This window comes from Polycladomyces subterraneus (assembly GCF_030433435.1).
In the GTDB taxonomy this organism is placed as follows: Bacteria; Bacillota; Bacilli; order Thermoactinomycetales; family JIR-001; genus Polycladomyces; species Polycladomyces subterraneus.
The window spans coordinates 123,258-147,959 of record NZ_JANRHH010000029.1; the positions used below are offsets into that span (position 1 = coordinate 123,258).

General features: G+C 53.9%; 25 protein-coding genes and 2 other annotated features. Of the genes, 24 read left to right on the plus strand and 1 reads right to left on the minus strand.

Going from position 1 to position 24,702, the window contains the following annotated elements; all coding sequences use genetic code 11:
* The 4 genes from clpC (at position 1) to pssA (ending at position 5,821) form a co-directional block, all read left to right on the plus strand.
* Complete coding sequence (clpC, locus tag NWF35_RS06505) at positions 1 to 2,442, plus strand: ATP-dependent protease ATP-binding subunit ClpC (RefSeq protein WP_301238271.1); 2,442 nt, start codon at positions 1 to 3, stop codon at positions 2,440 to 2,442.
* A gap of 111 nt (positions 2,443 to 2,553) precedes the next feature.
* Positions 2,554 to 3,933: a DNA repair protein RadA gene (gene radA, locus NWF35_RS06510; RefSeq protein ID WP_301238272.1), complete on the plus strand. Its 1,380-nt coding sequence runs from the start codon at positions 2,554 to 2,556 to the stop codon at positions 3,931 to 3,933.
* On the plus strand, positions 3,933 to 5,012 hold the full coding sequence (gene disA / locus NWF35_RS06515; RefSeq protein WP_301238273.1) for a DNA integrity scanning diadenylate cyclase DisA: 1,080 nt from the start codon (positions 3,933 to 3,935) through the stop codon (positions 5,010 to 5,012). Before radA ends, disA begins: the two co-directional genes overlap by 1 nt.
* A 104-nt stretch (positions 5,013 to 5,116) precedes the next feature.
* Positions 5,117 to 5,821, plus strand: coding sequence for a CDP-diacylglycerol--serine O-phosphatidyltransferase (pssA, locus tag NWF35_RS06520; RefSeq protein WP_301238274.1), 705 nt, complete (start codon positions 5,117 to 5,119; stop codon positions 5,819 to 5,821).
* A gap of 268 nt (positions 5,822 to 6,089) precedes the next feature.
* Here pssA and NWF35_RS06525 read toward each other — a convergent pair whose 3' ends face one another.
* Positions 6,090 to 6,485: a nucleoside triphosphate pyrophosphohydrolase family protein gene (locus tag NWF35_RS06525; protein ID WP_301238275.1), complete on the minus strand. Its 396-nt coding sequence runs from the start codon at positions 6,483 to 6,485 to the stop codon at positions 6,090 to 6,092.
* A 244-nt stretch (positions 6,486 to 6,729) separates the two neighbouring features.
* Here NWF35_RS06525 and NWF35_RS06530 point away from each other — a divergent pair, with 244 nt between their 5' ends.
* The 20 genes from NWF35_RS06530 (at position 6,730) to rpoB (ending at position 24,682) form a co-directional block, all read left to right on the plus strand.
* Complete coding sequence (locus NWF35_RS06530; protein ID WP_301238276.1) at positions 6,730 to 7,227, plus strand: CarD family transcriptional regulator; 498 nt, start codon at positions 6,730 to 6,732, stop codon at positions 7,225 to 7,227.
* Positions 7,228 to 7,310: 83 nt separating this feature from the next.
* Complete coding sequence (locus tag NWF35_RS06535; RefSeq protein WP_212773766.1) at positions 7,311 to 8,399, plus strand: PIN/TRAM domain-containing protein; 1,089 nt, start codon at positions 7,311 to 7,313, stop codon at positions 8,397 to 8,399.
* Positions 8,400 to 8,529: 130 nt separating this feature from the next.
* A complete protein-coding gene (gene ispD, locus NWF35_RS06540; protein WP_301238331.1) occupies positions 8,530 to 9,174 on the plus strand; it encodes a 2-C-methyl-D-erythritol 4-phosphate cytidylyltransferase in 645 nt (214 codons plus the stop codon).
* Positions 9,171 to 9,653 carry a 2-C-methyl-D-erythritol 2,4-cyclodiphosphate synthase gene (gene ispF, locus NWF35_RS06545; protein WP_301238277.1) on the plus strand — a complete coding sequence of 161 codons (483 nt, stop codon included), beginning with the start codon at positions 9,171 to 9,173 and terminating at the stop codon, positions 9,651 to 9,653. Before ispD ends, ispF begins: the two co-directional genes overlap by 4 nt.
* 33 nt (positions 9,654 to 9,686) lie before the next feature.
* Entirely contained in the window at positions 9,687 to 11,153 is a 1,467-nt protein-coding gene (gltX, locus tag NWF35_RS06550; protein WP_301238278.1) for a glutamate--tRNA ligase, read from the plus strand.
* A gap of 147 nt (positions 11,154 to 11,300) precedes the next feature.
* Positions 11,301 to 11,537, plus strand: a binding site (T-box leader).
* Positions 11,538 to 11,579: 42 nt separating this feature from the next.
* Positions 11,580 to 12,302, plus strand: a complete 723-nt coding sequence (cysE, locus tag NWF35_RS06555) for a serine O-acetyltransferase (protein ID WP_301238279.1) — start codon at positions 11,580 to 11,582, stop codon at positions 12,300 to 12,302.
* Entirely contained in the window at positions 12,271 to 13,671 is a 1,401-nt protein-coding gene (gene cysS, locus NWF35_RS06560; RefSeq protein WP_301238280.1) for a cysteine--tRNA ligase, read from the plus strand. Before cysE ends, cysS begins: the two co-directional genes overlap by 32 nt.
* A complete protein-coding gene (locus tag NWF35_RS06565) occupies positions 13,668 to 14,108 on the plus strand; it encodes a Mini-ribonuclease 3 (RefSeq protein ID WP_301238281.1) in 441 nt (146 codons plus the stop codon). The genes cysS and NWF35_RS06565 overlap by 4 nt, the downstream gene beginning before the upstream one ends.
* 184 nt (positions 14,109 to 14,292) lie before the next feature.
* A complete protein-coding gene (gene rlmB, locus NWF35_RS06570) occupies positions 14,293 to 15,027 on the plus strand; it encodes a 23S rRNA (guanosine(2251)-2'-O)-methyltransferase RlmB (protein ID WP_301238282.1) in 735 nt (244 codons plus the stop codon).
* A gap of 12 nt (positions 15,028 to 15,039) precedes the next feature.
* On the plus strand, positions 15,040 to 15,549 hold the full coding sequence (locus NWF35_RS06575; RefSeq protein WP_301238283.1) for an NYN domain-containing protein: 510 nt from the start codon (positions 15,040 to 15,042) through the stop codon (positions 15,547 to 15,549).
* Positions 15,550 to 15,626: 77 nt separating this feature from the next.
* Positions 15,627 to 16,289, plus strand: a complete 663-nt coding sequence (gene sigH / locus NWF35_RS06580) for an RNA polymerase sporulation sigma factor SigH (protein WP_212773773.1) — start codon at positions 15,627 to 15,629, stop codon at positions 16,287 to 16,289.
* Positions 16,290 to 16,647: 358 nt separating this feature from the next.
* The gene (gene rpmG / locus NWF35_RS06585) at positions 16,648 to 16,797 is read left to right on the plus strand and encodes a 50S ribosomal protein L33 (RefSeq protein WP_301238284.1); all 150 of its coding nucleotides are present in this window, start codon (positions 16,648 to 16,650) and stop codon (positions 16,795 to 16,797) included.
* A 33-nt stretch (positions 16,798 to 16,830) separates the two neighbouring features.
* Entirely contained in the window at positions 16,831 to 17,055 is a 225-nt protein-coding gene (gene secE / locus NWF35_RS06590; RefSeq protein WP_301238285.1) for a preprotein translocase subunit SecE, read from the plus strand.
* Positions 17,056 to 17,114: 59 nt separating this feature from the next.
* Positions 17,115 to 17,648, plus strand: a complete 534-nt coding sequence (gene nusG / locus NWF35_RS06595) for a transcription termination/antitermination protein NusG (RefSeq protein WP_301238286.1) — start codon at positions 17,115 to 17,117, stop codon at positions 17,646 to 17,648.
* 159 nt (positions 17,649 to 17,807) lie between these two features.
* The gene (rplK, locus tag NWF35_RS06600; RefSeq protein WP_205494106.1) at positions 17,808 to 18,233 is read left to right on the plus strand and encodes a 50S ribosomal protein L11; all 426 of its coding nucleotides are present in this window, start codon (positions 17,808 to 17,810) and stop codon (positions 18,231 to 18,233) included.
* 93 nt (positions 18,234 to 18,326) lie between these two features.
* On the plus strand, positions 18,327 to 19,025 hold the full coding sequence (rplA, locus tag NWF35_RS06605; protein WP_301238287.1) for a 50S ribosomal protein L1: 699 nt from the start codon (positions 18,327 to 18,329) through the stop codon (positions 19,023 to 19,025).
* A gap of 70 nt (positions 19,026 to 19,095) precedes the next feature.
* Positions 19,096 to 19,228, plus strand: a sequence feature (ribosomal protein L10 leader region).
* Between the two features lie 20 nt (positions 19,229 to 19,248).
* Positions 19,249 to 19,761, plus strand: coding sequence for a 50S ribosomal protein L10 (gene rplJ / locus NWF35_RS06610; RefSeq protein WP_301238288.1), 513 nt, complete (start codon positions 19,249 to 19,251; stop codon positions 19,759 to 19,761).
* A gap of 87 nt (positions 19,762 to 19,848) precedes the next feature.
* On the plus strand, positions 19,849 to 20,214 hold the full coding sequence (gene rplL / locus NWF35_RS06615; protein ID WP_301238289.1) for a 50S ribosomal protein L7/L12: 366 nt from the start codon (positions 19,849 to 19,851) through the stop codon (positions 20,212 to 20,214).
* Between the two features lie 66 nt (positions 20,215 to 20,280).
* Positions 20,281 to 20,892, plus strand: coding sequence for a class I SAM-dependent methyltransferase (locus NWF35_RS06620; RefSeq protein WP_301238290.1), 612 nt, complete (start codon positions 20,281 to 20,283; stop codon positions 20,890 to 20,892).
* A gap of 235 nt (positions 20,893 to 21,127) precedes the next feature.
* Entirely contained in the window at positions 21,128 to 24,682 is a 3,555-nt protein-coding gene (gene rpoB, locus NWF35_RS06625) for a DNA-directed RNA polymerase subunit beta (protein ID WP_301238291.1), read from the plus strand.
* The last annotated feature ends 20 nt before the right edge of the window (positions 24,683 to 24,702 follow it).

Genomic DNA, 24,702 nt, shown 5'->3' on the forward strand with positions numbered 1-24,702 from the left:
ATGATGTTTGGCCGATTCACGGAACGCGCACAAAAAGTGTTGGCGTTGGCACAGGAGGAAGCCGTTCGTTTGGGTCACAGCAATATCGGTACGGAACATATTTTGCTCGGTTTGGTGCGTGAAGGGGAAGGCATCGCTGCCAAGGCGCTGATCGGACTGGGTTTGGGATTGGAAAAAATCCAAAACGAAGTGGAATCCCTCATTGGCAGGGGACAGGGCCAACCGACCAACATCGCCTATACACCCCGGGCGAAAAAGGTGATTGAACTGTCGATGGATGAAGCACGCAAACTGGGTCATACCTATGTGGGTACGGAGCATATCCTGCTCGGCCTTATCCGTGAGGGTGAAGGCGTGGCTGCCCGTGTGCTGAACAATTTGGGCGTCAGCCTGAATAAAGCGCGGCAGCAAGTGCTGCAGCTGTTGGGAAGCAACGAAGCCGTTTCCTCCAACCAGAGCGGGGGAACCGGTGCCAATACACCGACGTTGGACAGCCTCGCCCGCGATTTGACCGCAGCGGCCCGGGAAGGGAACCTGGACCCGGTGATCGGGCGGAGCAAGGAGATTGAACGGGTGATCCAAGTGTTGTCCCGGCGAACCAAAAACAACCCGGTCTTGATCGGGGAGCCCGGTGTCGGGAAAACGGCAATCGCTGAGGGACTTGCGCAACGGATCGTCGACGGTGAAATTCCGGAAACCCTCCGGGGCAAACGGGTAATGACGCTTGATATGGGTACCGTGGTTGCCGGTACCAAATACCGCGGAGAATTTGAGGATCGTCTGAAAAAAATCATGGACGAGATCCGGCAGGCGGGCAACATCATCCTGTTCATCGACGAGCTGCACACCTTGATTGGTGCTGGTGGTGCGGAAGGGGCGATCGACGCCTCCAACATCCTGAAACCGGCACTGGCACGCGGTGATCTGCAGTGCATTGGTGCCACCACACTGGATGAGTACCGTAAATACATCGAGAAAGATGCTGCTTTGGAACGGCGTTTCCAACCGATCCAGGTCGATGAGCCGACGCCGGAAGAAGCCGTTCTGATTCTGCAGGGTCTGCGCGACCGTTATGAAGCGCATCACCGTGTGAAGATCACCGATGAAGCGATCGAAGCTGCGGTGAAACTGTCTGATCGTTACATCACTGATCGGTTCTTGCCGGACAAAGCGATCGACCTGATCGACGAAGCGGCCTCCCGTGTACGTCTGCGTTCCTACACGGTGCCGCCTGAATTAAAAGAGTTGGAGCAAAAACTGGAGGAAGTACGCAAGGAAAAAGATGCGGCCGTGCAAAGTCAGGAGTTTGAAAAAGCCGCATCCCTCCGCGATCGGGAACAAAAACTGCGTGAGGAATTGGAAGAAACACGCAATCGTTGGAAAGCTGATCAAGGCAAAACCGATTCCGAGGTGACGGCCGAAGACATCGCGGATATCGTCTCGCATTGGACGGGTATTCCGGTGCGCAAATTGGCCGAGGAAGAATCGGAGCGCCTGTTGAAAATGGAAGAAATCCTGCACCAGCGTGTTATCGGGCAGGAAGAAGCGGTCAAAGCCGTTTCTCGAGCAATCCGCCGGGCACGCGCGGGATTGAAAGATCCGAAACGTCCGATCGGTTCCTTCATATTCCTCGGTCCGACCGGGGTGGGGAAAACCGAATTGGCGCGGGCGCTGGCCGAAGCGCTGTTCGGTGATGAAAATGCGATGATTCGCATCGACATGTCCGAATATATGGAGAAACACTCCACCAGCCGGTTGGTCGGAGCGCCTCCGGGATACGTAGGCTACGAAGAGGGCGGTCAACTGACGGAAAAAGTGCGGCGCAAACCGTATTCGGTGGTGTTGTTCGACGAAATCGAAAAAGCGCATCCCGAAGTGTTCAATATACTGTTGCAAGTGTTGGAGGACGGCCGTTTGACTGACGGAAAAGGACGTCTGGTCGACTTCCGCAACACCGTGATTATCATGACCTCCAACGTTGGAGCGGACACGATCCGCAAAAGCAGTCGGCTCGGTTTCACAACGGGTGACGCCGACGGCTACGAGGACATGAAGGAAAATGTGATGCAGGAACTCAAACGCAGTTTCCGTCCCGAGTTCCTCAACCGGATCGACGATGTCATCGTGTTCCACTCCCTGAAAGAAGAGCATTTGCAACAAATCGTCTCTTTGATGTCCGAAGAACTGCGTAAACGCCTGAAAGAGCAGGACATCGACTTCGTGCTGACCGACGAGGCCAAAAAACACTTGGCCAAAATTGGGTTCGACCCACAATACGGTGCCCGTCCGCTGCGCCGCGCCATTCAGAAACACATCGAAGATCGGCTTTCCGAAGAGCTGTTGCGGGGCACGATTCAACGGGGTGATACCGTGAAAATCGATGTGAAGGACGGTCAGTTGACGGTGGAAAAAACGGCACTGAGTCCGTCCCATTCGCAGTGACGGTTGCCAAGGCCCCTCGCAAGAGGGGCCTTCCGGTTTTTAGACCAACGTGCCGAACCCGAACGATCATGCTATAATGAGAATGAATATCGATAATGGATGGGGTCGCCAGTGGCAAAGACAAAAAGTAAATTCGCCTGTCAGGAATGCGGGTACATATCGGCCAAATGGATGGGACGCTGCCCCGGATGCGGTGAATGGAACACCATGGTGGAAGAAAGGGAAACAACCGGATCCCGAGCAGGAAGCTGGGGTGGTGTATCCAGTAAAAAACGGCAGAAAGCTGTTCCAATCACACGGGTGGAACAGGTGCAACAAACCCGTGCAGACACAGGCATTCGCGAACTAAACCGGGTACTGGGCGGCGGTGTGGTGCCGGGATCGCTCATCCTGGTTGGAGGCGATCCTGGCATCGGCAAATCTACGTTGTTGTTGCAGGCATCGTTTCAGTTGGCTGTTCGCGGCGTGTTGGTACTCTATGTCTCAGGGGAAGAATCCGCGGAGCAGACCCGGATGCGTGCTGATCGCCTCGGGGCGTTGGATGAGCGTTTGCTGGTGGCAGCGGAAACGGACCTGACCGCCGTGGAGTCGCTGGTGGAGCAAGTAGAACCGAAAGTGCTGGTGATCGACTCCATCCAGACGATATACCATCCCGACGTCGGATCGGCCCCCGGTAGTGTCGCGCAAGTGCGGGAATGCACCGGACAGTTGATGCGACTCGCCAAAGAACGGGGAGTAACGGTCATCATAGTTGGTCACGTCACTAAAGCGGGGGCGATCGCAGGTCCCCGATTGTTGGAGCATATGGTGGACGCGGTGCTGTACTTCGAAGGCGAGCGGCATCACACTTATCGCGTGCTACGGGCCGTGAAAAACCGGTTCGGCTCTACCAATGAGATCGGCGTGTTTGAAATGAAGTCGGAAGGATTGGCCGAAGTATCCAATCCTTCGGAAATGTTTTTGTCCCAGCGTCCTTCCGGTGTGGCCGGTTCGGCCGTAACGGCGAGCGTCGAAGGAACACGGCCGATTTTGGTCGAATTGCAAGCGTTGGTGGCACCTACCAGTTTTGCGACCCCCAAACGGATGGCGACCGGTGTGGACCACCATCGTGTGGCTATGATTTTGGCCGTGTTGGAAAAAAGGCTGGGCATGTTTCTGCAAAATCAAGATGCATATGTGAATGTGGTGGGAGGCGTGCGCTTGGATGAACCGGCCGCCGATCTGGCCGTAGCCGTCAGCATCGCTTCCAGTTTTCGCGACCGTCCGACGAGAGCGCGTGACGTCGTCATCGGAGAAGTGGGTTTGACCGGTGAGGTTCGGGGCGTTTCCCGAATTGAACAACGGGTGGCGGAAGCCCATCAGATGGGCTTTCAACGAGTCATTATCCCGGAGAAAAGCCGGAAAGGCTGGACGCCGCCGGCGGGGTTGGAAGTGATCGGAGTTTCGACGGTTGAAGAGGCATTGGAAGTCGCGTTGGGAGGGTCGGATTAGTGAGAGAAAAAAGTGAACGGGATCAATTTGTCAGCCGTGTATTGCGTATGGTCGCTCCGGGAACTCAATTTCGTGAAGGATTGGACAATGTGTTGGGGGCCAAGACCGGGGCGCTGATCGTGGTGGGTTACGACGACAGCGTACGGGAGATCGTGGATGGCGGATTTCACATCGACAGCCCGTTTTCGGCCGCCTACCTGTATGAGCTGGCCAAAATGGATGGCGCCATCATTTTAAGTGACGATGGGAAACGCATTTTGTACGCCAACACCCAACTCGTGCCCAGCTCGTCCATCCCTTCGACGGAAACGGGGATCCGTCACCGAACGGCCCAACGAACGGCACGGCAGACGAATAAACTGGTCATCGCCATTTCACAGCGGCGAAACGTGATCACGCTGTACCAGGGCAACTTCCGTTATGCGCTCAAGGATATCGGCGTCATTCTTACCAAAGCCAATCAAGCCATCCAGACGCTGGAGAAGTACAAATCCGTATTGGACCAATCGACGACCAACCTAAGTGCATTGGAATTTGAAGAGTTGGTTACGTTAAACGAAGTAGCCATGGTAATCCAGCGGATCGAGATGGTTTTGCGGATCAAGAGCGAAATCCAGACCTACATCAATGAGCTGGGGACGGAAGGCCGTCTGATCAGCATGCAGATGGAAGAGCTGGTGGCCAATGTTGAAGACGAAGCGTATCGGCTGATCAAGGATTATTGTTATGACCCGCGTAAAATCTCGCCGGAAGACGTGTTGAAGGAACTGAAGGAACTGTCTGCGGATGAATTGTTGGAACACGGCAACATTGTACGCATTTTGGGATATCCATCGAATATCAATATTCAGGAAGAGGCCGTCTCCCCGCGAGGGTACAGAATCCTGAACAAGATCCCACGTCTTCCCGCCCCCATTATCCAAAAGCTGATCGACAAATTCGGTTCGTTGCCGCGCGTGATGATGGCGACGATCGAAGAGCTGGACGAAGTGGAGGGAATCGGGGACGTACGAGCTCGGGCCATCAAGGAGGGGCTGAAGCGCATTCAGGAGCAGGTCTTTATTGACAGACATATCTAAATAACCTAGAATGAAACCACAACAAAACCTGCCAATATGAAGGGAGATGACGTTTTTATCGTTGGCGGAAACGGCATTTTAAAGGATTTGGGGGGTTCCCTTCTATGTTTGCCAGAGCATTGCCCAGCTTTTTTACCATCGGGAACTTATTTTTAGGAATTATATCGATCATCCTCGCGGTTCAGAGCGAGTGGCAATATGCTGCGATCATGGTCATTATCGGTATGTTGTTGGATGGTTTGGACGGCCGAGTGGCCCGCATGCTCAACACGCAAAGCGAGTTCGGCAAAGAGCTGGATTCGCTGTCTGATGTCATCTCCTTCGGAGTAGCCCCCGCTTTAATCATGTATGTAGCGGTATTGAAGGAATACGATATCTGGGGATGGATCATCACCGCGGTGTTCCCCATTTGCGGTGCGTTGCGTTTAGCCCGATTCAACGTGCAACCGGGGATTCCCGGCTATTTTATTGGTTTGCCGATTACGGCCGCGGGCGGCGTATTGGCGACGATGGCCCTGTACAGCGACCTCGTTCAGCGTCCGATGTTGGTATTGGGCATGTTGCTGTTGTCGTATTTGATGATCAGTCAAATCAAGTACCCCAACTTTAAAAAAATCGGGATCCCGCGGAGTTCTGTTTGGATGGCTCCGCTGATGTTGGTTTTAGTCGCAATTATCGCCGTTCGATACCCAGAGCAATTTCCCAAAGTAGTATTTGTACCGCTTGCTCTGTATGCTTTTTACGGACTGATGAAAAAATCCATCCTGAAGCGGAGAAGAGAGGATTTGGAAGAGCCGGTTGAGGAATAACAAAAGGGAAAAGTTCAAAGGGAATCAGAATGAGGGTGACCATTTTCCTGCGAACTAGCAGGAAAACGATCGACCCAAAATTGCAAGGAATTCTCTTCACGAAACGTCGTCAGCTGTCTGGCCGCCAAGTGATTACTTGGCGGCTTTTTTTTATCGGTTGTGATGGTTTTGCAACCTTTTTTGAGGAAAACGCGTTGATTATAATACACACAGCTCTATGATATTTTTGAATAATAGAAAAAAGTTGGATCCCTTTGGGCCAGCCACATTATCGCAGGTTGAACACCCCCAGTGTGGACAGCTTGTCCGCCTCCTGGTCCACGATCTCATCCAAGGGCAATTCCAGCAGATTGCACAGGGCGGTGAAATAGAATAGGTGTTTTCCCATCTCCGCTTTGACCACATCTTGACAATGGTCGCACAAGTAGCCGGATAAATGTGTCTTGAATCTGTCCTTCAATTCAGAAATCGAAGCCTCATAGTCCAATGGCTGTCGAGCGGCGTGGACTTCGATGCATCCGCATTCCGTTACGGCCTTCATCAGCGCGCGGTTGACGCGTGAGGTGGAATCCTGGAATTTGGAGGTCACATCGAGAAAACTGCGGTGGCGCAACAATAGGTCCGACACCTGCATTTGAAACGAGGTCAGGCGGCTGTCGCCCATCGTTTTCACCTCTTTCGTTGAGCTTGGATATGTCGGATGGATCAGGCAACGTTTGGAAAATGTCTATGCCCATTATAGCCGTCAGGGAAACGAGGTGTCAATTTGTTCAAACAAGGCATTTACGTCAAAAAATCTATTGACGCTAATTTGTCAGGTATGATAATATAATGATTTTAAATTTGTTGACATATCTCCAGGCATGTGATATCTTGGAAATAGATATTGCCCTTTGGAGGTGGGTTGATTGTTCAACATCGGCGACAAGGTGGTATATCCGATGCATGGCGCAGGCGTCATCGAATCAATCGAAGAGAAAGAGATTCTCGGTGAACGCAAGAAGTACTATGTCATGCGTATGCCGATCGGGGAAATGAAAGTGATGATCCCGATGAACAATGTGCAAAGTATTGGATTGCGCGAAGTGGTGGATGAGGAGACCGTTGAGCGTGTCATCGCTCGGTTGCGCAATCGGGACAAGGGTTTGACGGCCAATTGGAATCGCCGATATCGCGCCAATATGGACAAGATGAAAAGCGGGGACATCTACGAAGTGGCAGACGTCGTCAGAAGCTTGATGCTCAGAGATCACGAAAAAGGATTATCCACCGGTGAACGCAAGATGTTGGACAATGCCCGCCAGATATTGATCAGCGAATTGGTTTTGGCCAAAGGAATGAGTGAAGAACAAGCTTTCTCTTTGCTTGATGAATTGGTTTGTTCAACCGAAAATGCCTCCGGCTGAAAGGTTCACAATAAAATCCCAGGAACCGGGTTTTCATTTCGAAGGATTGTCTATAATGGGTAATAAGAAGGAGGTGAAGCCCCATGTTGAAGCGATTTGTGCATCTCGCCTTTGCATTGACCGGCGCAACGTTGGGGTACACGTTGGGTCCCGCGCTGTTTGCGATGCTTCGCCAATCCCCCCTGAATTTCGGCGACGTACCCGCACCACATTACATCGGAGCCGTTTTGGGGGCGCTCCTCCTGTATCTGTCGGCGATATGGCTTTCAACCAATGTCGTGCAATGGATCAAATGGAGCGAGGAACGGTTGGTGAAAATACCGGCCGCAGACATCCTGTTCGGTGCCTTGGGTCTCATCTTCGGACTGATCGTCGCATTTTTGATCGAACCACCATTGTCCAAACTGCCCATTCCTGGGATTTCGTCGATCCTTCCGTTTTTAGTATCCGGGTTGTTGGGTTATCTGGGGTTCCGAGTCGGTTACAAGAAGCGCGATGAACTCTTATCCATTTTTACGATGGGTCGCCAAGGCAAGGATCAAAAGAAAAAAGAATCGCGGGATATTGAACATAAAATCTTGGATACCAGTGTGATCATCGATGGTCGCATCTTTGACATTTGCCGCACCGGTTTTCTGGAAGGAACATTGGTAATCCCCAGCTTCGTGCTGGAGGAGTTGCAACATATAGCGGATTCTTCGGACGTGCTGAAGCGGAACCGCGGTCGTCGCGGTCTGGACATATTGAACAAGATCCAAAAGGAACTTCGTATGGAAGTGCTGATCTACGAGGGCGATTTTGACGAAGTGTCCGAAGTGGACAGCAAACTGGTCAAGCTGGCCAAGGTGTTGTCGGGGAAAGTGGTTACCAACGACTTCAATCTGAATAAAGTGTGCGAATTGCAGGGCGTAAAGGTGTTGAACATCAACGATCTGGCCAATGCGGTCAAACCGGTTGTCTTGCCGGGAGAAGAGATCAACGTTCAGGTGATCAAGGACGGAAAAGAGCATGGACAAGGTGTCGCCTATCTGGATGACGGCACGATGATCGTCATCGAAGGCGGCCGCGAGTACATCGGTGAACGGATTGACGTCCTGGTGACCAGTGTCTTGCAAACGTCCGCCGGTCGGATGATTTTTGCCAAGCCGAAACTGCTGGAACGTGCGCTATAATAAAAGCGGATCAATGGAGGGTGACCGCATCGCCCGCGGTGAAACAACCGCCGGGCGATGCTGTGTCTGAAGGGGGATTTTTGGTTTGAGCGTAGGCGTCATCATCCCGGCTGCCGGACGGGGAAAGCGGATGGGAACCAAAGAGAGCAAACAATTTCTCCCGTTGGGGGACAAGCCCGTACTTATTCATACGTTGATGGTCTTTGAAACCCATCCGGAAGTGGATGAGATCGTCGTGGTGGTCGGTGCCGAAGAAGTGCAGCGCGTCGAGGAGATGGTTGCGCAGTACGGCTTGGAAAAAATCAGTGCGGTTGCGATCGGTGGACAAGAACGGCAGGATAGCGTACGATCAGGACTGGAGCATTTGCAAACCGAATGGGTGCTGGTACACGATGCCGCTCGTCCGTTTGTCACGCACGGGCACATCACGGAGCTGCTAAAAGTGGTTCGCCTGCACGGAGCGGCCATTTTGGCCGTGCCGGTCAAGGATACGATCAAACAGGTGGACCCCGCCGGCATCGTGGAACGCACACCGGATCGCCAATCGTTGTGGGCGGTGCAGACCCCCCAAGCTTTTCGCCGTTCTCTGTTGGTACAGGCCCATCAGCGGGCGTTGGAACAGGGGATGACAGGAACGGACGATGCGATGCTGGTGGAAGAGTTGGGGATCGACGTCCGGGTAGTGATGGGGGATTATCAGAACATCAAGTTGACCACGCCCGAAGATCTGGCGATTGCGGAAGCGATCAGGAAAATGAGGGGTACAGAAAGATGATTCGCATCGGACAAGGTTTTGATGTGCATCAATTGGTTGAAGGACGTCCGTTGATCATCGGGGGTGTGCGGATTCCACATCCGCTGGGATTGTTGGGCCATTCCGACGCCGACGTGCTGTTGCACGCCATCACCGATGCGGTGTTGGGTGCGCTCGGCGAGGGGGATATCGGTAAGCATTTCCCGGACACAGACCCGACTTACAAGGATGCGGACAGTTCGGTGTTGCTACGCGACGTGTGGAAACTGGCCAAGGAAAAAGGGTATGTGCTGGGAAACGTGGATGCCACGATCATCGCTCAAGCGCCGAAAATGGCACCGCACATCCCGGCCATGCGCGAACGGGTGGCGACCCTGTTGGAGGCGGACGCGAATCAGGTGAACATCAAAGCGACCACCACCGAACGGCTCGGTTTCACCGGTCGGGGGGAAGGGATCGCGGCAATGGCTGTTGTCTGTCTGATCGCGCGCCAAGGATGAACGGGATAGGAGAGCAGGAGGGAGTGGATCGAGATGGCAAAAACGGTACGCACGCGTTACGCGCCCAGCCCGACGGGCCATTTGCACATCGGTGGGGCGCGAACGGCTCTGTTCAGTTATTTATATGCGAAAAAACACGGTGGTTCCTTTATCGTTCGCATTGAGGACACCGATGTGGAACGGAACGTGGCCGACGCCGAGGAAAAACAGTTGGCGGGATTGAAATGGCTCGGTATTGACTGGGATGAGAGTGTCGACGTGGGGGGACCTTACGGCCCATACCGCTCGATGGAACGGTTGGACATCTACAAGCGGTATCTGGATAAGCTGTTGGAGGAAGGGCACGCCTATCCCTGCTACTGCACACCGGAGGAGCTTGAGCGGGATCGGGAAGCTCAGCTGGCCCGCGGCGTCGCACCCAAATACTCCGGCCGTTGCCGTCATCTCACGCCGGAAGAACGAGCCAAACTGGAAGCGGAAGGGCGTAAGCCCAGTATTCGTTTCCGCGTACCCGAAGGGCGCACGATCACCGTGGAGGATGAAGTGCGCGGCAGGGTGCAATTTGAATCTGACGGGATCGGAGATTTTATCCTGGTGCGTCCTGACGGGCGGCCAACCTACAACTTCGCCGTGACTGTGGATGACGCGCTGATGGAGATTACCCATGTGGTACGGGGAGAGGAGCACTTGTCCAACACGCCACGGCAGATTTTGTTGTATGAGGCGATGGGCTTCACACCTCCGAAATTCGCTCACGTGTCGCTGATCCTCAATCCGGAAGGCAAGAAGATGAGCAAACGGGACGAGTCGATCATTCAGTTTATCGACCAATACCGCGAACTGGGCTATTTGCCCGAAGCCCTGATTAACTTCATCGTTTTGCTCGGTTGGGCTCCGGAAGGGGAAGAAGAGATTTTCAGCAAGGAAGAGCTGATTGAGCGCTTTTCCCTGGATCGTGTCTCCAAAGCGCCAGCTGTGTTTGATACCGGCAAACTAAAATGGATGAACAATCATTACATCAAACAGGCGCCGGTTGAACGAATCACGGAGCTGGCCCTGCCGCACCTGGAAAAAGCCGGGCGCATCACCTTGCCGCTCGACGAGGAAAAACGGGCGTGGGTAACGCGGTTGGTCGGATTGTATCAGGAACAGTTGGACTACGTGGCGCAAATCGTGGAATTGTCGGAGATGTTCTTCCGCTCCGAGGTAACGTATTCCGATGAGGCCAAAGAAGTGCTCGCCCAAGAACACGTTCCGGAAGTGGTCGAAGCGTTCCTGAAACAGTTGGGGGATGTAGACGCGATGACGCCGGACGACATCAAGGCGATGCTGAAACAAGTGCAAAAAGAGACGGGTTATAAAGGGAAGCAGCTGTTCATGCCGATCCGTGCCGCGGTGACAGGAGAAGTGCACGGCCCGGATCTGCGAGAAACCTTGTCGCTGCTCGGTCCGGAAACGGTTCGCACCCGTCTGCAACACTTCATGGAAAATCGGATATGATAATGAAAAGCAGGTTGCTTTTTCTGATCGCAGGACAGGTTTTCTTTCACTCGTCAGTGGGACCACTCTGTGTTAAACTAAACACGAATAGGCCATCATCAGCTTCTTAAGGATATGAAAAGGGTTCCATCCAGGAAAATGATGATAATAAAAGCGATGAACGGGAGAGTACCGCGATGTCTGGTTCGCTCCAGAGAGGGACGCCGAGGCTGGAAGCGTCCTGCGAACAGCGCGCGGGAAATGCACCCGTGAGCTGTTGCCTGAAACTCGATCTGAGAGGAGTAGGCGCGACCGGCTTTCCGCCGTTAACGGACCAGAGGGGGATGAATCCCGGTCGGGATTCGTCCAAGCAGAGTGGAACCGCGGAAAAACACCGTCTCTGCAGCGCATGCTGCGGAGACTTTTTTATTTAGGGGGTGGAACAAGATGTCTTGGATTCAACGTTGGAAAGATATGCGGGAAGTCATCCGGGCGGATATCCAAGCCGTGTTTGACAGGGATCCGGCTGCGCGCAGCACACTGGAGGTTGTGTTGACTTACTCCGGTTTGCATGCGATTTGGATGCATCGGATCGCGCATGCACTCTATAAGCGAAAATGGTTTTTGTTGGCGAGAATCATTTCGCAGTTCAACCGCTTTCTGACAGGCATCGAAATCCATCCCGGCGCCAAAATCGGTAAAGGGTTGTTCATTGATCACGGCATGGGTGTCGTGATCGGTGAAACGTGTGAAATCGGCGATTACGTCACCATTTATCAAGGGGTGACATTGGGGGGGACCGGCAAGGAAAAGGGAAAACGCCATCCCACGATCGAGGATCACGTGTTGATCGCATCCGGAGCCAAAGTATTGGGTTCCATGCGGATTGGACGCTGCTCCAAAATCGGAGCGGGTTCGGTCGTGTTGCGAGAAGTGCCTCCCCATTCCACCGTCGTGGGCGTCCCCGGACGCGTCGTCGTCCAAAATGGCAAGCGGGTTCCAAACGATTTGGATCACGTCAATTTGCCTGATCCGGTCGCGGATATGATTCGCTCGATGCAGGAGGAAATACGTCGTCTGCGTCAAGAATTGGACGCCTTGAAAAAGGGGCGGGAAGCTGAAGGAGGAGATAAACACGATGTCGGTGCAAATATACAACACGCTGACTAGAAAAAAAGAACCGTTGGAGACGGTCCAGCCCGGCAAAGTGAACATGTACGTGTGCGGGCCGACCGTTTACAACTATATTCACATCGGCAACGCCCGGGTGTTCGTTTTTTTCGATGTGGTACGGCGTTACCTGCAATACAAAGGCTATGACGTAAAGTACGTGCAAAACTTCACCGATGTGGACGACAAGCTGATTCGAACGGCCAATGAAGAGGGAACGACCGTTCCGGAGGTTGCTGAGCGCTACATCCGCGCCTATTTCGAAGATATGGATGCGTTGGGTGTTCGCCGAGCGGATGTGCATCCGCGTGCGACAGAACACATCCCGGATATGATTGAGGCGATTCGCGAATTGATCGACAAGGGCTGGGCCTATGAACGGGACGGGGATGTGTACTATCGTGCGCTGAAGAAGGATGATTACGGCAAATTGTCTCACCAGGCGATCGCCGACCTGAAAGCGGGCGCGCGGATCGAGGTGAACGAGCGCAAGGAACACCCGCTTGATTTTGCCCTGTGGAAAAAAGCCAAACCAGGTGAGATCAAATGGGATAGTCCATGGGGAGAAGGACGGCCCGGGTGGCATATCGAGTGCTCGGTCATGTCTCGCAAATATTTGGGTGAAACGCTCGATATCCACGCCGGCGGCAAGGACTTGTGTTTTCCGCACCACGAAAACGAAATCGCGCAGAGCGAGGCGCTGACGGGAAAACCGTTTGCCCGCTATTGGATGCACAATGAGTTTATCAACATGGGCGGCGAAAAAATGTCCAAGTCGCTCGGAAACATCGTCACGGTTTATGATTTGCGGAAACGATATCCGGCACGGGTGATCCGCTATTTCCTGATCTCGGCTCATTACCGCAACCCAATCCAGTTCAGTGAAGAAGTGATAGATCAGCTGAAAAACGGATTGGAACGGATTGACAACGCCTGGTTCAACTTGCGACACCGAATGACCGCGGCGACGGAAGGGTCCGCCGATCCTGCGGTGAAGGAACAGCTGAATACGTTGACAGCGCAATTTGAGGCGGCTATGGACGACGACATGAACACCGCCAATGCGCTAAGTGTGTTGTTTGAAGCAGTCAAACTGGTGAACGAGACGGTGGCCCAACCGGTTGTGACGCTGGGAACACTGGAAGCATTGAAGGAGTGGATGACCACGTTCGGGGGAGAGATTTTGGGCTTGATCGAGCTGGAGGGGGAAGACACATTGGATCGGGAAATCGAAGCCCTGATCGAAGAACGCCAAAAGGCGAGAAAACGCCGCGATTTTGCGCGGGCTGACGCAATTCGCGACCAGCTGGCTGCGATGGGGATCCTGTTGGAAGATACGCCGCAGGGTGTCCGGTGGCGGAGAAAATGAGCGGACTTTCGGTTGGAATGACCCGGCGTCCGCTCCCCCGTTCCCCCGAACAGCTCAATCCGTTGGTGCTCGCCTATGTGGGCGATGCCGTTTATGAGTTGTATGTCCGTTATCATTTGTTGACTGAAGGTATCGTCAAGCCTCAGGAACTGCAGCAAGCGGCGATACGATATGTATCGGCCGGGGCACAAGCAGCGGCATTTCACGATTGGGAACCGATGCTGACCGAAGAGGAGTTGGCCGTATGGCGCAGGGGTCGCAATGTGAAAAGTGGACGGGTGCCCAAACGGGCATCGGTATCCCAATACCGTATGAGTACCGGACTGGAAGCATTGGTCGGTTATTGGTATCTCACCGGACAGATCGGTCGGTTGACCGAGATGATGGAGCGGATGTTCCAAATGTCCCAATCGGATGTGGATGGTTCATCCGACTAGTCGTGTCTGGTGAATCCATCAAGCTGCAACGTTAATCATGCCAGCGAAAACCTGACTGACAAAACTCATTGGCCATTCACTTAGTCATTCGACGAACCAAGAACCGGGTGACCGTTTTCTCTTGAGCGAGGGAAAATGGTTCACCTTGGTCAATTCTTTCAAAACACGGAAGAAGGCGAGAACGATGAAGACAGAATGGATTATGGGGAGGCAATCCGTGCATGAAGCACTGAAAGCGGGCAGGGAGATAGAAAAAGTGCTAATCGCCGAAGGCGCAGGCAAGGGTGTCCAGTCCCTGATCCGCGTGGCAAAGGAACGGGGGATTCCCGTTCAGCATGCGCCTCGGAACCGATTGGACCAATTGGCGGACGGTGGTCATCATCAGGGGGTACTCGCTCTGGTAACCGCTTATCGTTACGCATCGGTGGATGAGCTGTTCGAGCGTGCGCAATCCCGTAATGAACCCCCGTTTTTTGTGTTGTTGGACGGCATCGAAGATCCCCACAACCTGGGCTCTATTTTGCGCACGGCGGATGCGGCCGGCGTCCATGGCGTGATCATACCCAAACGGCGAGCGGTCGGGCTTACGAAGGTGGTGGCCAAAACGTCTGCCGGCGCGATCGAGTATGTACCAGTGGCCCGCGTCACCAATCTGAACCGGATGGTGGAAGAGCTGAAGGAAGCAGGATTGTGGATTGTGGGTGCGGACGCCTCGGCAGCGCATTCTTTCGACGAGATTGACTACACTGTTCCCGTCGCGCTCGTTATAGGGAATGAGGGACAAGGGATTAGCCGATTGATGAAAGAGAAATGCGATTACCTGGTGCAGTTGCCGATGGCCGGGCGGGTGGCTTCTCTCAATGCGTCAGTCGCTGCCGGTTTGATGATGTACGAGGTATTTCGCACACGGCGCCGATAGCGGGGGAACAGCATGGAAGAGTGGCTGATAGTCGACGGTTACAATGTGATTGGCGCCCAGCCCGACGTGGAATGGTTGGGCGATTCCCTGGAAGAGGCGCGAGACAGGCTTGTACGTGCGTTGTCCGAATATCAGTCGCTGTCGGGGAGAAAAGTTGTCCTGGTTTTTGATGCGCATCGGGTTCCGGGAGCGGGTGCCAAGCTGTTGGAGCAGAAAATCACCATTCATTACACCAAACAGCATGAGACGGCGGATGAATGTATCGAAAAACTGGTGCGCAAATTGAGTGGAGAACATCGACGAATCTATGTGGCCACGTCCGACTACCTGGAACAACGCCTGATCTTCGGACAAGGGGCGTATCGAATCAGTGCACGTGAACTGTTGCGCGAGATGAGAAGTGCCAAGCAGGAGGCGACCCGGGAAATGCAGGAACGGCACCCTCTCAAAAGGCCCACGCTGGGACAGGGGCTAAAGGCGGAAATATGGCGCAAATTAGAAGGTTGGAGAAGGAAAAAATAGGGGAAAATTTGACGTTTTTGTTGCAAGTCAGATATAATAAGTTTACCCTGGGCTTTCCAGCAAACGTGGTCGGAGGGATGAGAGTGAGCGCAAACCTTCAAACCAGTGTACGGGACACGGTGAACTATGAAACGATGACCGATGAACAGCTGGTGGACGGTGTGCGGATGGGGGACAGTGGGGCGTTGGAGTATTTGATCCACAAGTATAAAAATTTCGTCCGTGCCAAGGCGCGCTCATACTTTTTGATCGGCGCCGATCATGAGGACATCGTGCAGGAAGGGATGATTGGCCTTTACAAAGCGATTCGCGACTTTCGCGGGGACAAGCTTGCCTCGTTCAAGGCGTTTGCGGAACTGTGCATCACGCGGCAGATAATCACGGCCATCAAGACGGCGACGCGTCAGAAACACATTCCGCTGAACTCTTATGTGTCGTTGGACAAGCCCATCTATGACGAAGACTCGGACAGAACGCTCATGGATATCCTGACCGGCGGCCGGGTGTCCGATCCGGAGGAGTTGTACATCAACCAGGAAGAATACGATGACATAGAGGATAAAATGTCACAAATCCTGAGTGAATTGGAACGGCAGGTATTGATGCTCTACCTGGACGGCCGCTCGTATCAGGAAATCGCGGTTGACTTGAATCGACACGTCAAGTCAATCGACAATGCCTTGCAACGCGTCAAACGCAAACTGGAACGATACCTGGAAGTACGCGAAGTCACCCTGTAACGCTGAACCGCCGCTTCCCGCCCCCCTTGCGGGAAGTGCGATGTCATGTGGTAGTTATTCGACAGAAACCCCCAAAATCCTCTTGACTGTGTAAAAAAATTGTAAAACCCCGTCGACAGACGCGGGGTCTTTTTTTAGGCAACAAGCGGGGAATCGAGACAGATCATATCAGACGAAACCTAGAAGATGGGTTATAGACAGCGCCAGTTTTGGCTTTTACTTATTTTGTCTATAATGAGAGAAACAAGTGGGACCTGTTTGACACCCGTCAGGCCTTGTGCTAAAGTGGATAGGGTATGTTATATTCCGGTACATTATGGCCGTTTTGGCCGTCGGCATAAGCAAGGAGGTGTGTCACATGCGGGTCACGATCACGTTGGCTTGCACCGAGTGTGGGGAGCGTAACTACACCACTAGCAAAAATAAGCGGAAACACCCGGATCGTCTTGAGTTCCGGAAACACTGCCCCCGCTGCAACGCTCACAAGGTGCATCGCGAGACCAAATAATGATTGATCGCTTAAACATTTGGGGGGACGCTCATGGGTTTGCTAGGTCGCCTCGGCTCCGGTATTTCCAAAAGCATATCCGGCACCGCCCAGTTTTTCCGGAGCGGGATCGCCGAGCTGAAAAAGGTGCGCTGGCCCAACCGGCAAGAGTTGATCAGCTATACGACGGTCGTCATCGTGACAGTGACGATTCTCACCCTCTTCTTTGCGGCTGTAGACTTTGTGATTGGTCATTTGCTGGAATTGCTCACAAGGTGAGACGGCGTCGTCGAAATTACGCCATAAGGGGGGGACAGGGTGCGATTCGGCCCTGAATCATGGAGAAGAATTGGTATGTTGTTCACACTTATTCCGGCTACGAAAACAAAGTGAAAACCAACCTGGAAAAGCGCGTGCGCTCGATGGATATGGAGGACAAGATTTTCCGCGTTCTCGTTCCGACTGAAGAAGAGATCGAGCACAAGGACGGCAAGAAGAAAACCGTCCAGCGCAAGGTTTTTCCGGGATATGTCCTTGTGGAGATGATCATGACGGACGACTCTTGGTATGTCGTGCGCAACACGCCGGGAGTCACGGGGTTCGTCGGATCATCCGGAGCCGGTTCCAAGCCCACTCCCCTTATGCCGGAAGAAGTGCATGCGATTCTGCGTCAAATGGGGATGGAAGAGGCGCGTCCCAAAGTGGACTTTGCCGTCCATGATAACGTCAAAGTCAAGGAAGGACCTTTCGCGAATTTTGTCGGAACCATCGAAGAGGTGGATGCGAGCCGGGGCAAGCTGAAAGTGCTTGTCAACATGTTTGGGCGCGAAACTCCGGTGGAGCTGGACTTTGCCCAAGTGGAGAAAATTTGAAGCGATCACATCTTCCCCTCGGGTACCTGTTTGTGTTAAAGTGTATATGTTTTGGGATCCCCTTCGGGGGTTCGGGGGTCGTCCGTTGATGGGCGAACCTTTTTTCCGTGGGAGGGTGCGACCCGAAAGAACCACATTTTTGTAAGGAGGTTGGTTGGCGTGGCCAAAAAAGTCATCAAAGTGGTCAAGCTGCAAATCCCCGCTGGTAAAGCCAACCCGGCGCCGCCGGTCGGTCCTGCGCTGGGTCAAGCCGGGGTCAACATCATGGGATTCTGCAAAGAGTTCAACGCGCGTACCGCAGACCAAGCGGGGCTGATCATTCCGGTTGAGATCACGGTGTATGAAGACCGTTCGTTCACCTTCATCACCAAAACCCCGCCGGCGGCCGTGTTGCTCAAAAAAGCGGCCGGCATAGAGTCCGGTTCCGGTGAGCCGAATAAAAAGAAAGTGGCCAAAGTGACGCGGGACAAAGTGCGCGAAATCGCCGAGCTGAAAATGCCTGATCTGAACGCGGCTTCGGTGGAAGCGGCGATGCGCATGGTAGAAGGTACCGCCCGCAGCATGGGAATTGAAATCGTAGACTGATCGGATAGAGGATCTGTCGCAGTTGTCGCCGCCACGGGTGATGGCTGCAAGTGGGAGGATTATCCGTTATGACCACGAAAGGAGGAAGCAACCGTGGCTAAGCATGGGAAAAAGTATCTCGAAGCAATTAAAAAAGTAGACCGGGAAAAGCAATACGATCCGACCGAAGCGCTCCAACTGGTAAAAGAGCTGGCTTCGGCCAAATTCGATGAGACGGTGGAAGCGGCGTTCCGTCTGGGGATCGACACCAAACGCGCGGACCAACAAGTGCGCGGAGCCGTGGTTCTGCCGCATGGTACCGGAAAAACCAAACGGGTGCTGGTTTTCGCCAAAGGGGAGAAAGCCAAAGAGGCGGAACAAGCCGGTGCCGACTATGTGGGCGATGAAGACCTGATCAACAAAGTGAGCCAAGGCTGGTTCGATTTCGACGTGGTGGTGGCCACCCCGGATATGATGGGTCAAGTCGGGAAACTGGGCCGCATCCTGGGTCCCAAAGGCTTGATGCCCAACCCGAAAACGGGAACTGTCACCTTTGATGTAGCCAAAGCGGTTCAGGAGATCAAAGCCGGTAAAATCGAATACCGCGCCGACAAAGCCGGTAACGTTCATGCACCGATCGGCAAGGTTTCCTTTGACGTCGAGAAACTGGTGGAAAACCTGCAAACCCTGGCTGAAGCACTGATCAAAGCCAAACCGGCTGCGGCAAAAGGGCAATACATGAAGAGTGTGACCGTTTCTTCCACCATGGGACCGGGCATCTCGATCAACCCGGGACGGTTCATGGGCCGATAAAAACTTGTTCTGTTCTTGACAATGTCGGACCCATTGGTTATGCTATAAGCGTTTGTTTGGTTGCTTGACAATTGAACACCCGCTTCTACCGTAGACAGCAGGTGCCGCCGGCTTAATATCCTGCCGAGGTAGGGATTCCGATTCGTATTGATAGAGGATTTTCCCGGCCTTCGTGTGTCTGCGAAGGCTTTTTTGTTTGCAATCCCTGCGAGGAGGTGTGACGATGTCCAAAGCGATCGAAAAGAAGAAACAAGTCGTGGCGGAGATCGTGGAAAAGCTGAAAACCAGCAAAAGCACGATTTTGACGGATTACCGCGGTCTCACCGTCGCTGAAATGACCGAGCTGCGGAAGCAGTTGCGCGAAGCCGGCGTCGAGTTTAAGGTGTTGAAAAACACGTTGACCCGCCGTGCGACCGAAGAAGTGGGCCTGTCTGAGCTGAACGAATCCCTGACCGGGCCGACCGCCATTGCATTCAGCTACGATGATGTGGTAGCGCCGGCGAAGATCCTGCACAAATTCGCCAAAGACCACGAAGCGCTGGAAATCAAAGGCGGCGTGGTAGAAGGCAGCATCGTCAGCCTGGATGAAGTGAAGGCGCTGGCGGAACTGCCGTCTCGCGAAGGGCTCTTGTCCATGTTGCTCAGCGTATTGCAGGCGCCGATGCGGAACTTTGCCCTGGCTGTCAAAGCGGTGGCCGACAAAAACGGAGAAGCGGGCGAAGCGGCGGAAGCCTGATGCACCGAATCTGTTTGCCGGCACAATGAGCCGGAACCATTTTCACTTGCAAATTCCATTTGATCTGATACAAGGAGGTTGTTTCGCATGACCAAAGAGCAAATCATTGAAGCGATTAAAGGCATGAGCGTGCTCGAACTGAATGAATTGGTGAAAGCGATCGAGGAAGAATTCGGCGTGACCGCTGCCGCTCCCGTGGCTGTTGCTGCTCCGGGTGCTGCTGCGGATGCTGCTGCCGAAAAAACCGAATTCGATGTCATCCTGGCGGATGCGGGTGCTTCCAAAATCAACGTTATCAAAGTGGTACGCAGCATTACCGGCCTCGGCCTGAAAGAAGCCAAAGCGTTGGTCGATGGTGCGCCGAGCCCGGTCAAAGAAGGCGTCTCCAAAGAAGAAGCCGAAAACATCAAATCCCAACTGGAAGAAGCCGGTGCGAAGGTGGAACTCAAGTAACCACCCGCCGGTTGACCCGCCGGCAAGTGGGCCGGCGGGTTGTTTTTTCATCAGGAGGAACGTCACATGGCCGAACATTACTATAGTTCACAACCGGATACCGCTCACGATGTGCGGGAGATACACGCCGAACTGCGGGGACAGTCATTTCGTTTTCTGACGGATGCTGGTGTTTTTTCCAAAAAGGGAGTTGATTTCGGCAGCCGCTTGTTGATTGAGACGGCAGCGTTGCCGGAAGCGAGCGTGTTTGCTGACGTCGGATGCGGCTACGGACCGATAGGCATCGCGGTGGTCGCGACCGTACCGAACAGTCAGGCTGTTTTGTTGGATGTCAACGCCCGCGCTGTGACACTGGCACGAAAAAATGCGGAGATCAACGGTGTGGCGGACCGCGTTACGGCGCTCGTCAGTGACGGATTCGAGGCGGCGGGGGAACGTCGTTTTGATGTCGTGCTGATCAATCCGCCGATTCGTGCTGGCAAACAGGTGGTATACCGGCTGTTTGCGGAAGCGAGGGACCATCTGAAACCGAGCGGAACGCTGTGGGTCGTCATCCGCAAGAAACAGGGGGCGGCTTCCGCGCGCGACGAGTTGAACCGGTTGTTCGCATCGGTGGATGTGGCGAAACAAAAAAAGGGGTATTGGATTCTCCGAGCTGAACAGGGAAGAGAGTGTTGACACAATATCCCGTCTATGATATCGTTATAAAATGCTAATAAACTAGTCGGGCGTAGTATACCTTTTTTTAGGCGTACGAGGGAAATTTTCCTTCAAGCAGTTTAAGGGCGCTAGCAATTGGTTAACATAGGTAAATAGACGCTTGGTGGCTGGAAAAATGAGGTGTCCTCGCCCATTTTCTTTTTTTGCAGTTTGATTCGCGCGTCAATCGACTGGGTACGAGGGGGGAACTTGCTTGGCAGGCAAACTTGTCCAATATGGTCGGCGACAGCGCAGAAGTTATGCGAGGATCAACGAGGTTCTGGAACTGCCCAACCTGATTGAGATTCAGCAACGGTCGTACCAGTGGTTCTTGGAAGAGGGACTGCGCGAAATGTTCCAGGACATCTCGCCGATCGAAGATTTCACCGGAAACTTGGTCTTGGAGTTTATTGACTACAGTCTGGGTGAGCCCAAGTATTCGGTCGAAGAGTGCAAGGAACGGGATGTTACTTATGCCGCTCCGCTTCGTGTGAAAGTGCGTCTCATCAACAAGGAGACGGGCGAAGTGAAGGAGCAGGAAGTGTTCATGGGTGATTTCCCGCTGATGACGGAAACGGGAACGTTCATCATCAACGGGGCCGAACGGGTCATCGTTAGCCAGCTGGTCCGTTCGCCGAGTGTCTACTATAGCACCAAAGTGGATAAAAACGGAAAACCTGCATACACCGCCACAGTTATTCCAAATCGTGGTGCTTGGCTCGAGTACGAAACCGACGCCAAAGACATCCTCTATGTTCGGATCGACCGTACCCGGAAGATCCCTGTGACGGTGCTTTTGCGTGCCCTCGGTTTCAGCACCGACGCCGAGATTTTGGATCTCTTGGGCGATGACGAATATGTGCGCAACACGTTGGACAAAGACAACACGGGTTCAACGGAAAAAGCGCTGATCGAAATCTACGAACGTTTGCGTCCGGGTGAACCGCCGACAGCGGACAACGCAAAGAGCCTCTTGTATTCGCGCTTCTTCGACCCCAAACGCTATGATTTGGCGAGTGTGGGTCGCTATAAGATGAACAAGAAACTGCATATCAAAAATCGCCTCCTCAACCAACGGTTGGCCGAGCCGATAGTCGATCCCGAAACCGGTGAGATCATCGCGGAAGCCGGGCAGGTGATCGATCGTCGGGTGCTCAACAAAATTCTGCCGCTTTTGGAGAAAGAAGATGGTCTCGGTTGGGAGGAGCATACCGTTCGCGGTGGGGTGCCGGAGGATGGTACTGTACGACTGCAATCGGTCAAGATCTTCTCTCCTGTAGAAGACGGTAAGGTGATCAAGGTCATCTCCAACGGCAACGTCGATTCGTCGGTGAAACACATTACCCCGGCCGATATCGTCGCCTCGATCAACTACTTTATCAACCTGCTCCACAGTGTGGGCAGTACGGACGATATCGACCACTTGGGGAACCGACGTTTGCGTTCTGTCGGCGAGCTGTTGCAAAACCAATTCCGTATCGGTTTGTCCCGGATGGAACGGGTCGTGCGCGAGCGGATGTCGATTCAGGATGCCAATGCCATTACACCGCAGGCGTTGATCAACATCCGTCCGGTGATCGCATCGATCAAGGAATTCTTCGGCAGCAGCCAGTTGTCGCAATTCATGGACCAGACCAACCCGTTGGCCGAACTGACGCACAAACGGCGTCTGTCCGCGCTGGGACCGGGTGGGCTGACCCGGGAACGTGCCGGTTTCGAGGTGCGGGACGTTCACCACTCGCACTACGGCCGGATGTGTCCGATTGAAACGCCGGAGGGTCCCAACATCGGGCTGATCAACTCGTTGTCTACCTATGCACGGGTGAACGAATACGGGTTTATCGAAACGCCTTACCGCAAAGTGGACCCCGATACGCACGTGGTGACTGACGAGATCGTGTATCTGACGGCTGACGAAGAGGACAACTACTATATCGCACAGGCCAACGAGGAATTGGATGAAGAAGGGCGCTTCGTCAACGAGCAGATCATCGTCCGTTACAAGGACGAGCATTTGATCGTTCCCCGTGAGCGGGTTGACTTCATGGACGTATCGCCCAAACAGGTGGTCTCCGTCGCGACGGCGTGCATTCCGTTCCTGGAGAACGATGACTCCAACCGGGCGCTGATGGGATCCAACATGCAGCGTCAAGCCGTGCCGCTGTTGAAGCCGGAAGCGCCGTTCATCGGTACGGGGATGGAATACAAAGCTGCCCGTGACTCGGGTGTGATGGTACTGGCGAAGCGTCCGGGTGTCGTTGAGCGGGTCACCGCGGACGAAATCTGGGTCCGCCACGAAGAAGAAGTAGACGGCAAGCTAGTGAAAGGCGACCTGGACAAATACAAACTGATCAAGTTCCAGCGTTCCAACCAAGGGACCTGCATCAACCAGCGCCCGATCGTCAAGGTGGGCGATCGCGTGAAAAAAGGCGATACGCTGGCTGATGGTCCTTCCACTGAACAAGGGGAATTGGCGTTGGGACGCAACGTGTTGGTCGCCTTTATGACATGGGAAGGGTACAACTACGAAGACGCGATTTTGCTCAGCGAAAAGTTAGTGAAGGAGGACGTCTATACCTCCATTCACATTGAGGAATACGAGTGTGAAGCCCGCGATACCAAATTGGGGCCGGAGGAAATCACCCGCGACATCCCCAACGTCGGGGAAGATGCGCTCAAGAATTTGGATGAGCGTGGCATCATCCGCATCGGAGCAGAAATCAAAGCGGGGGATATCCTTGTCGGTAAAGTAACACCCAAAGGTGTGACTGAACTGACGGCCGAAGAGCGGCTGCTTCACGCCATCTTCGGGGAAAAGGCCCGCGAGGTGCGGGATACGTCCTTGCGCGTGCCGCACGGTACGGACGGAATCGTCGTTGACGTCAAGGTCTTCACTCGCGAAAACGGCGATGAGCTGCCCCCGGGAGTCAACCAATTGGTGCGCGTCTACATTGCGCAGAAGCGGAAGATTTCCGAAGGGGACAAAATGGCGGGACGTCACGGAAACAAGGGTGTTATCGCTCGCGTTCTGCCGGAGGAAGACATGCCGTTCTTGCCGGACGGAACCCCGGTGGAAGTTGTTTTGAATCCGCTCGGTGTGCCGTCCCGGATGAACATCGGTCAGGTGCTGGAAGTGCACTTGGGTATGGCGGCCAAAGCGATGGGCCTGCACATGGCAACACCGGTGTTCGACGGTGCGACGGAGCAGGATGTGTTCGAAACGCTGAAAGAAGCGGGATTGCCCGAAGACGGAAAAACCGTCCTTTACGACGGGCGCACGGGTGAGCCGTTCGAAAACCGTGTCACCGTGGGCGTGATGTACATGATCAAGCTGGCCCACATGGTGGACGACAAGATTCACGCGCGTTCGACCGGTCCGTACTCGTTGGTCACGCAACAACCGCTGGGCGGGAAAGCGCAGTTCGGCGGTCAGCGGTTTGGAGAGATGGAGGTGTGGGCGCTCGAAGCTTACGGTGCCGCCTACACGTTGCAAGAGATACTGACGGTCAAATCGGACGACGTGGTTGGTCGCGTCAAAACCTACGAATCGATCGTCAAGGGAGAGAACGTACCGGAGCCCGGTGTGCCTGAATCGTTCAAGGTGTTGATCAAGGAACTGCAAAGTCTCGGCATGGATGTGAAGATCCTGTCAGGAGACGAGCAGGAAATCGAGATTCGGGAGATCGATGAGGAAGACGAGCCAGCGAACGACAGGCTGGGATTCGATCTGGACAGCGGGGAAGACGAGAAGAAGTCTTCGTCGTCGTGAGCGCGCCGAATCCCGTGGGT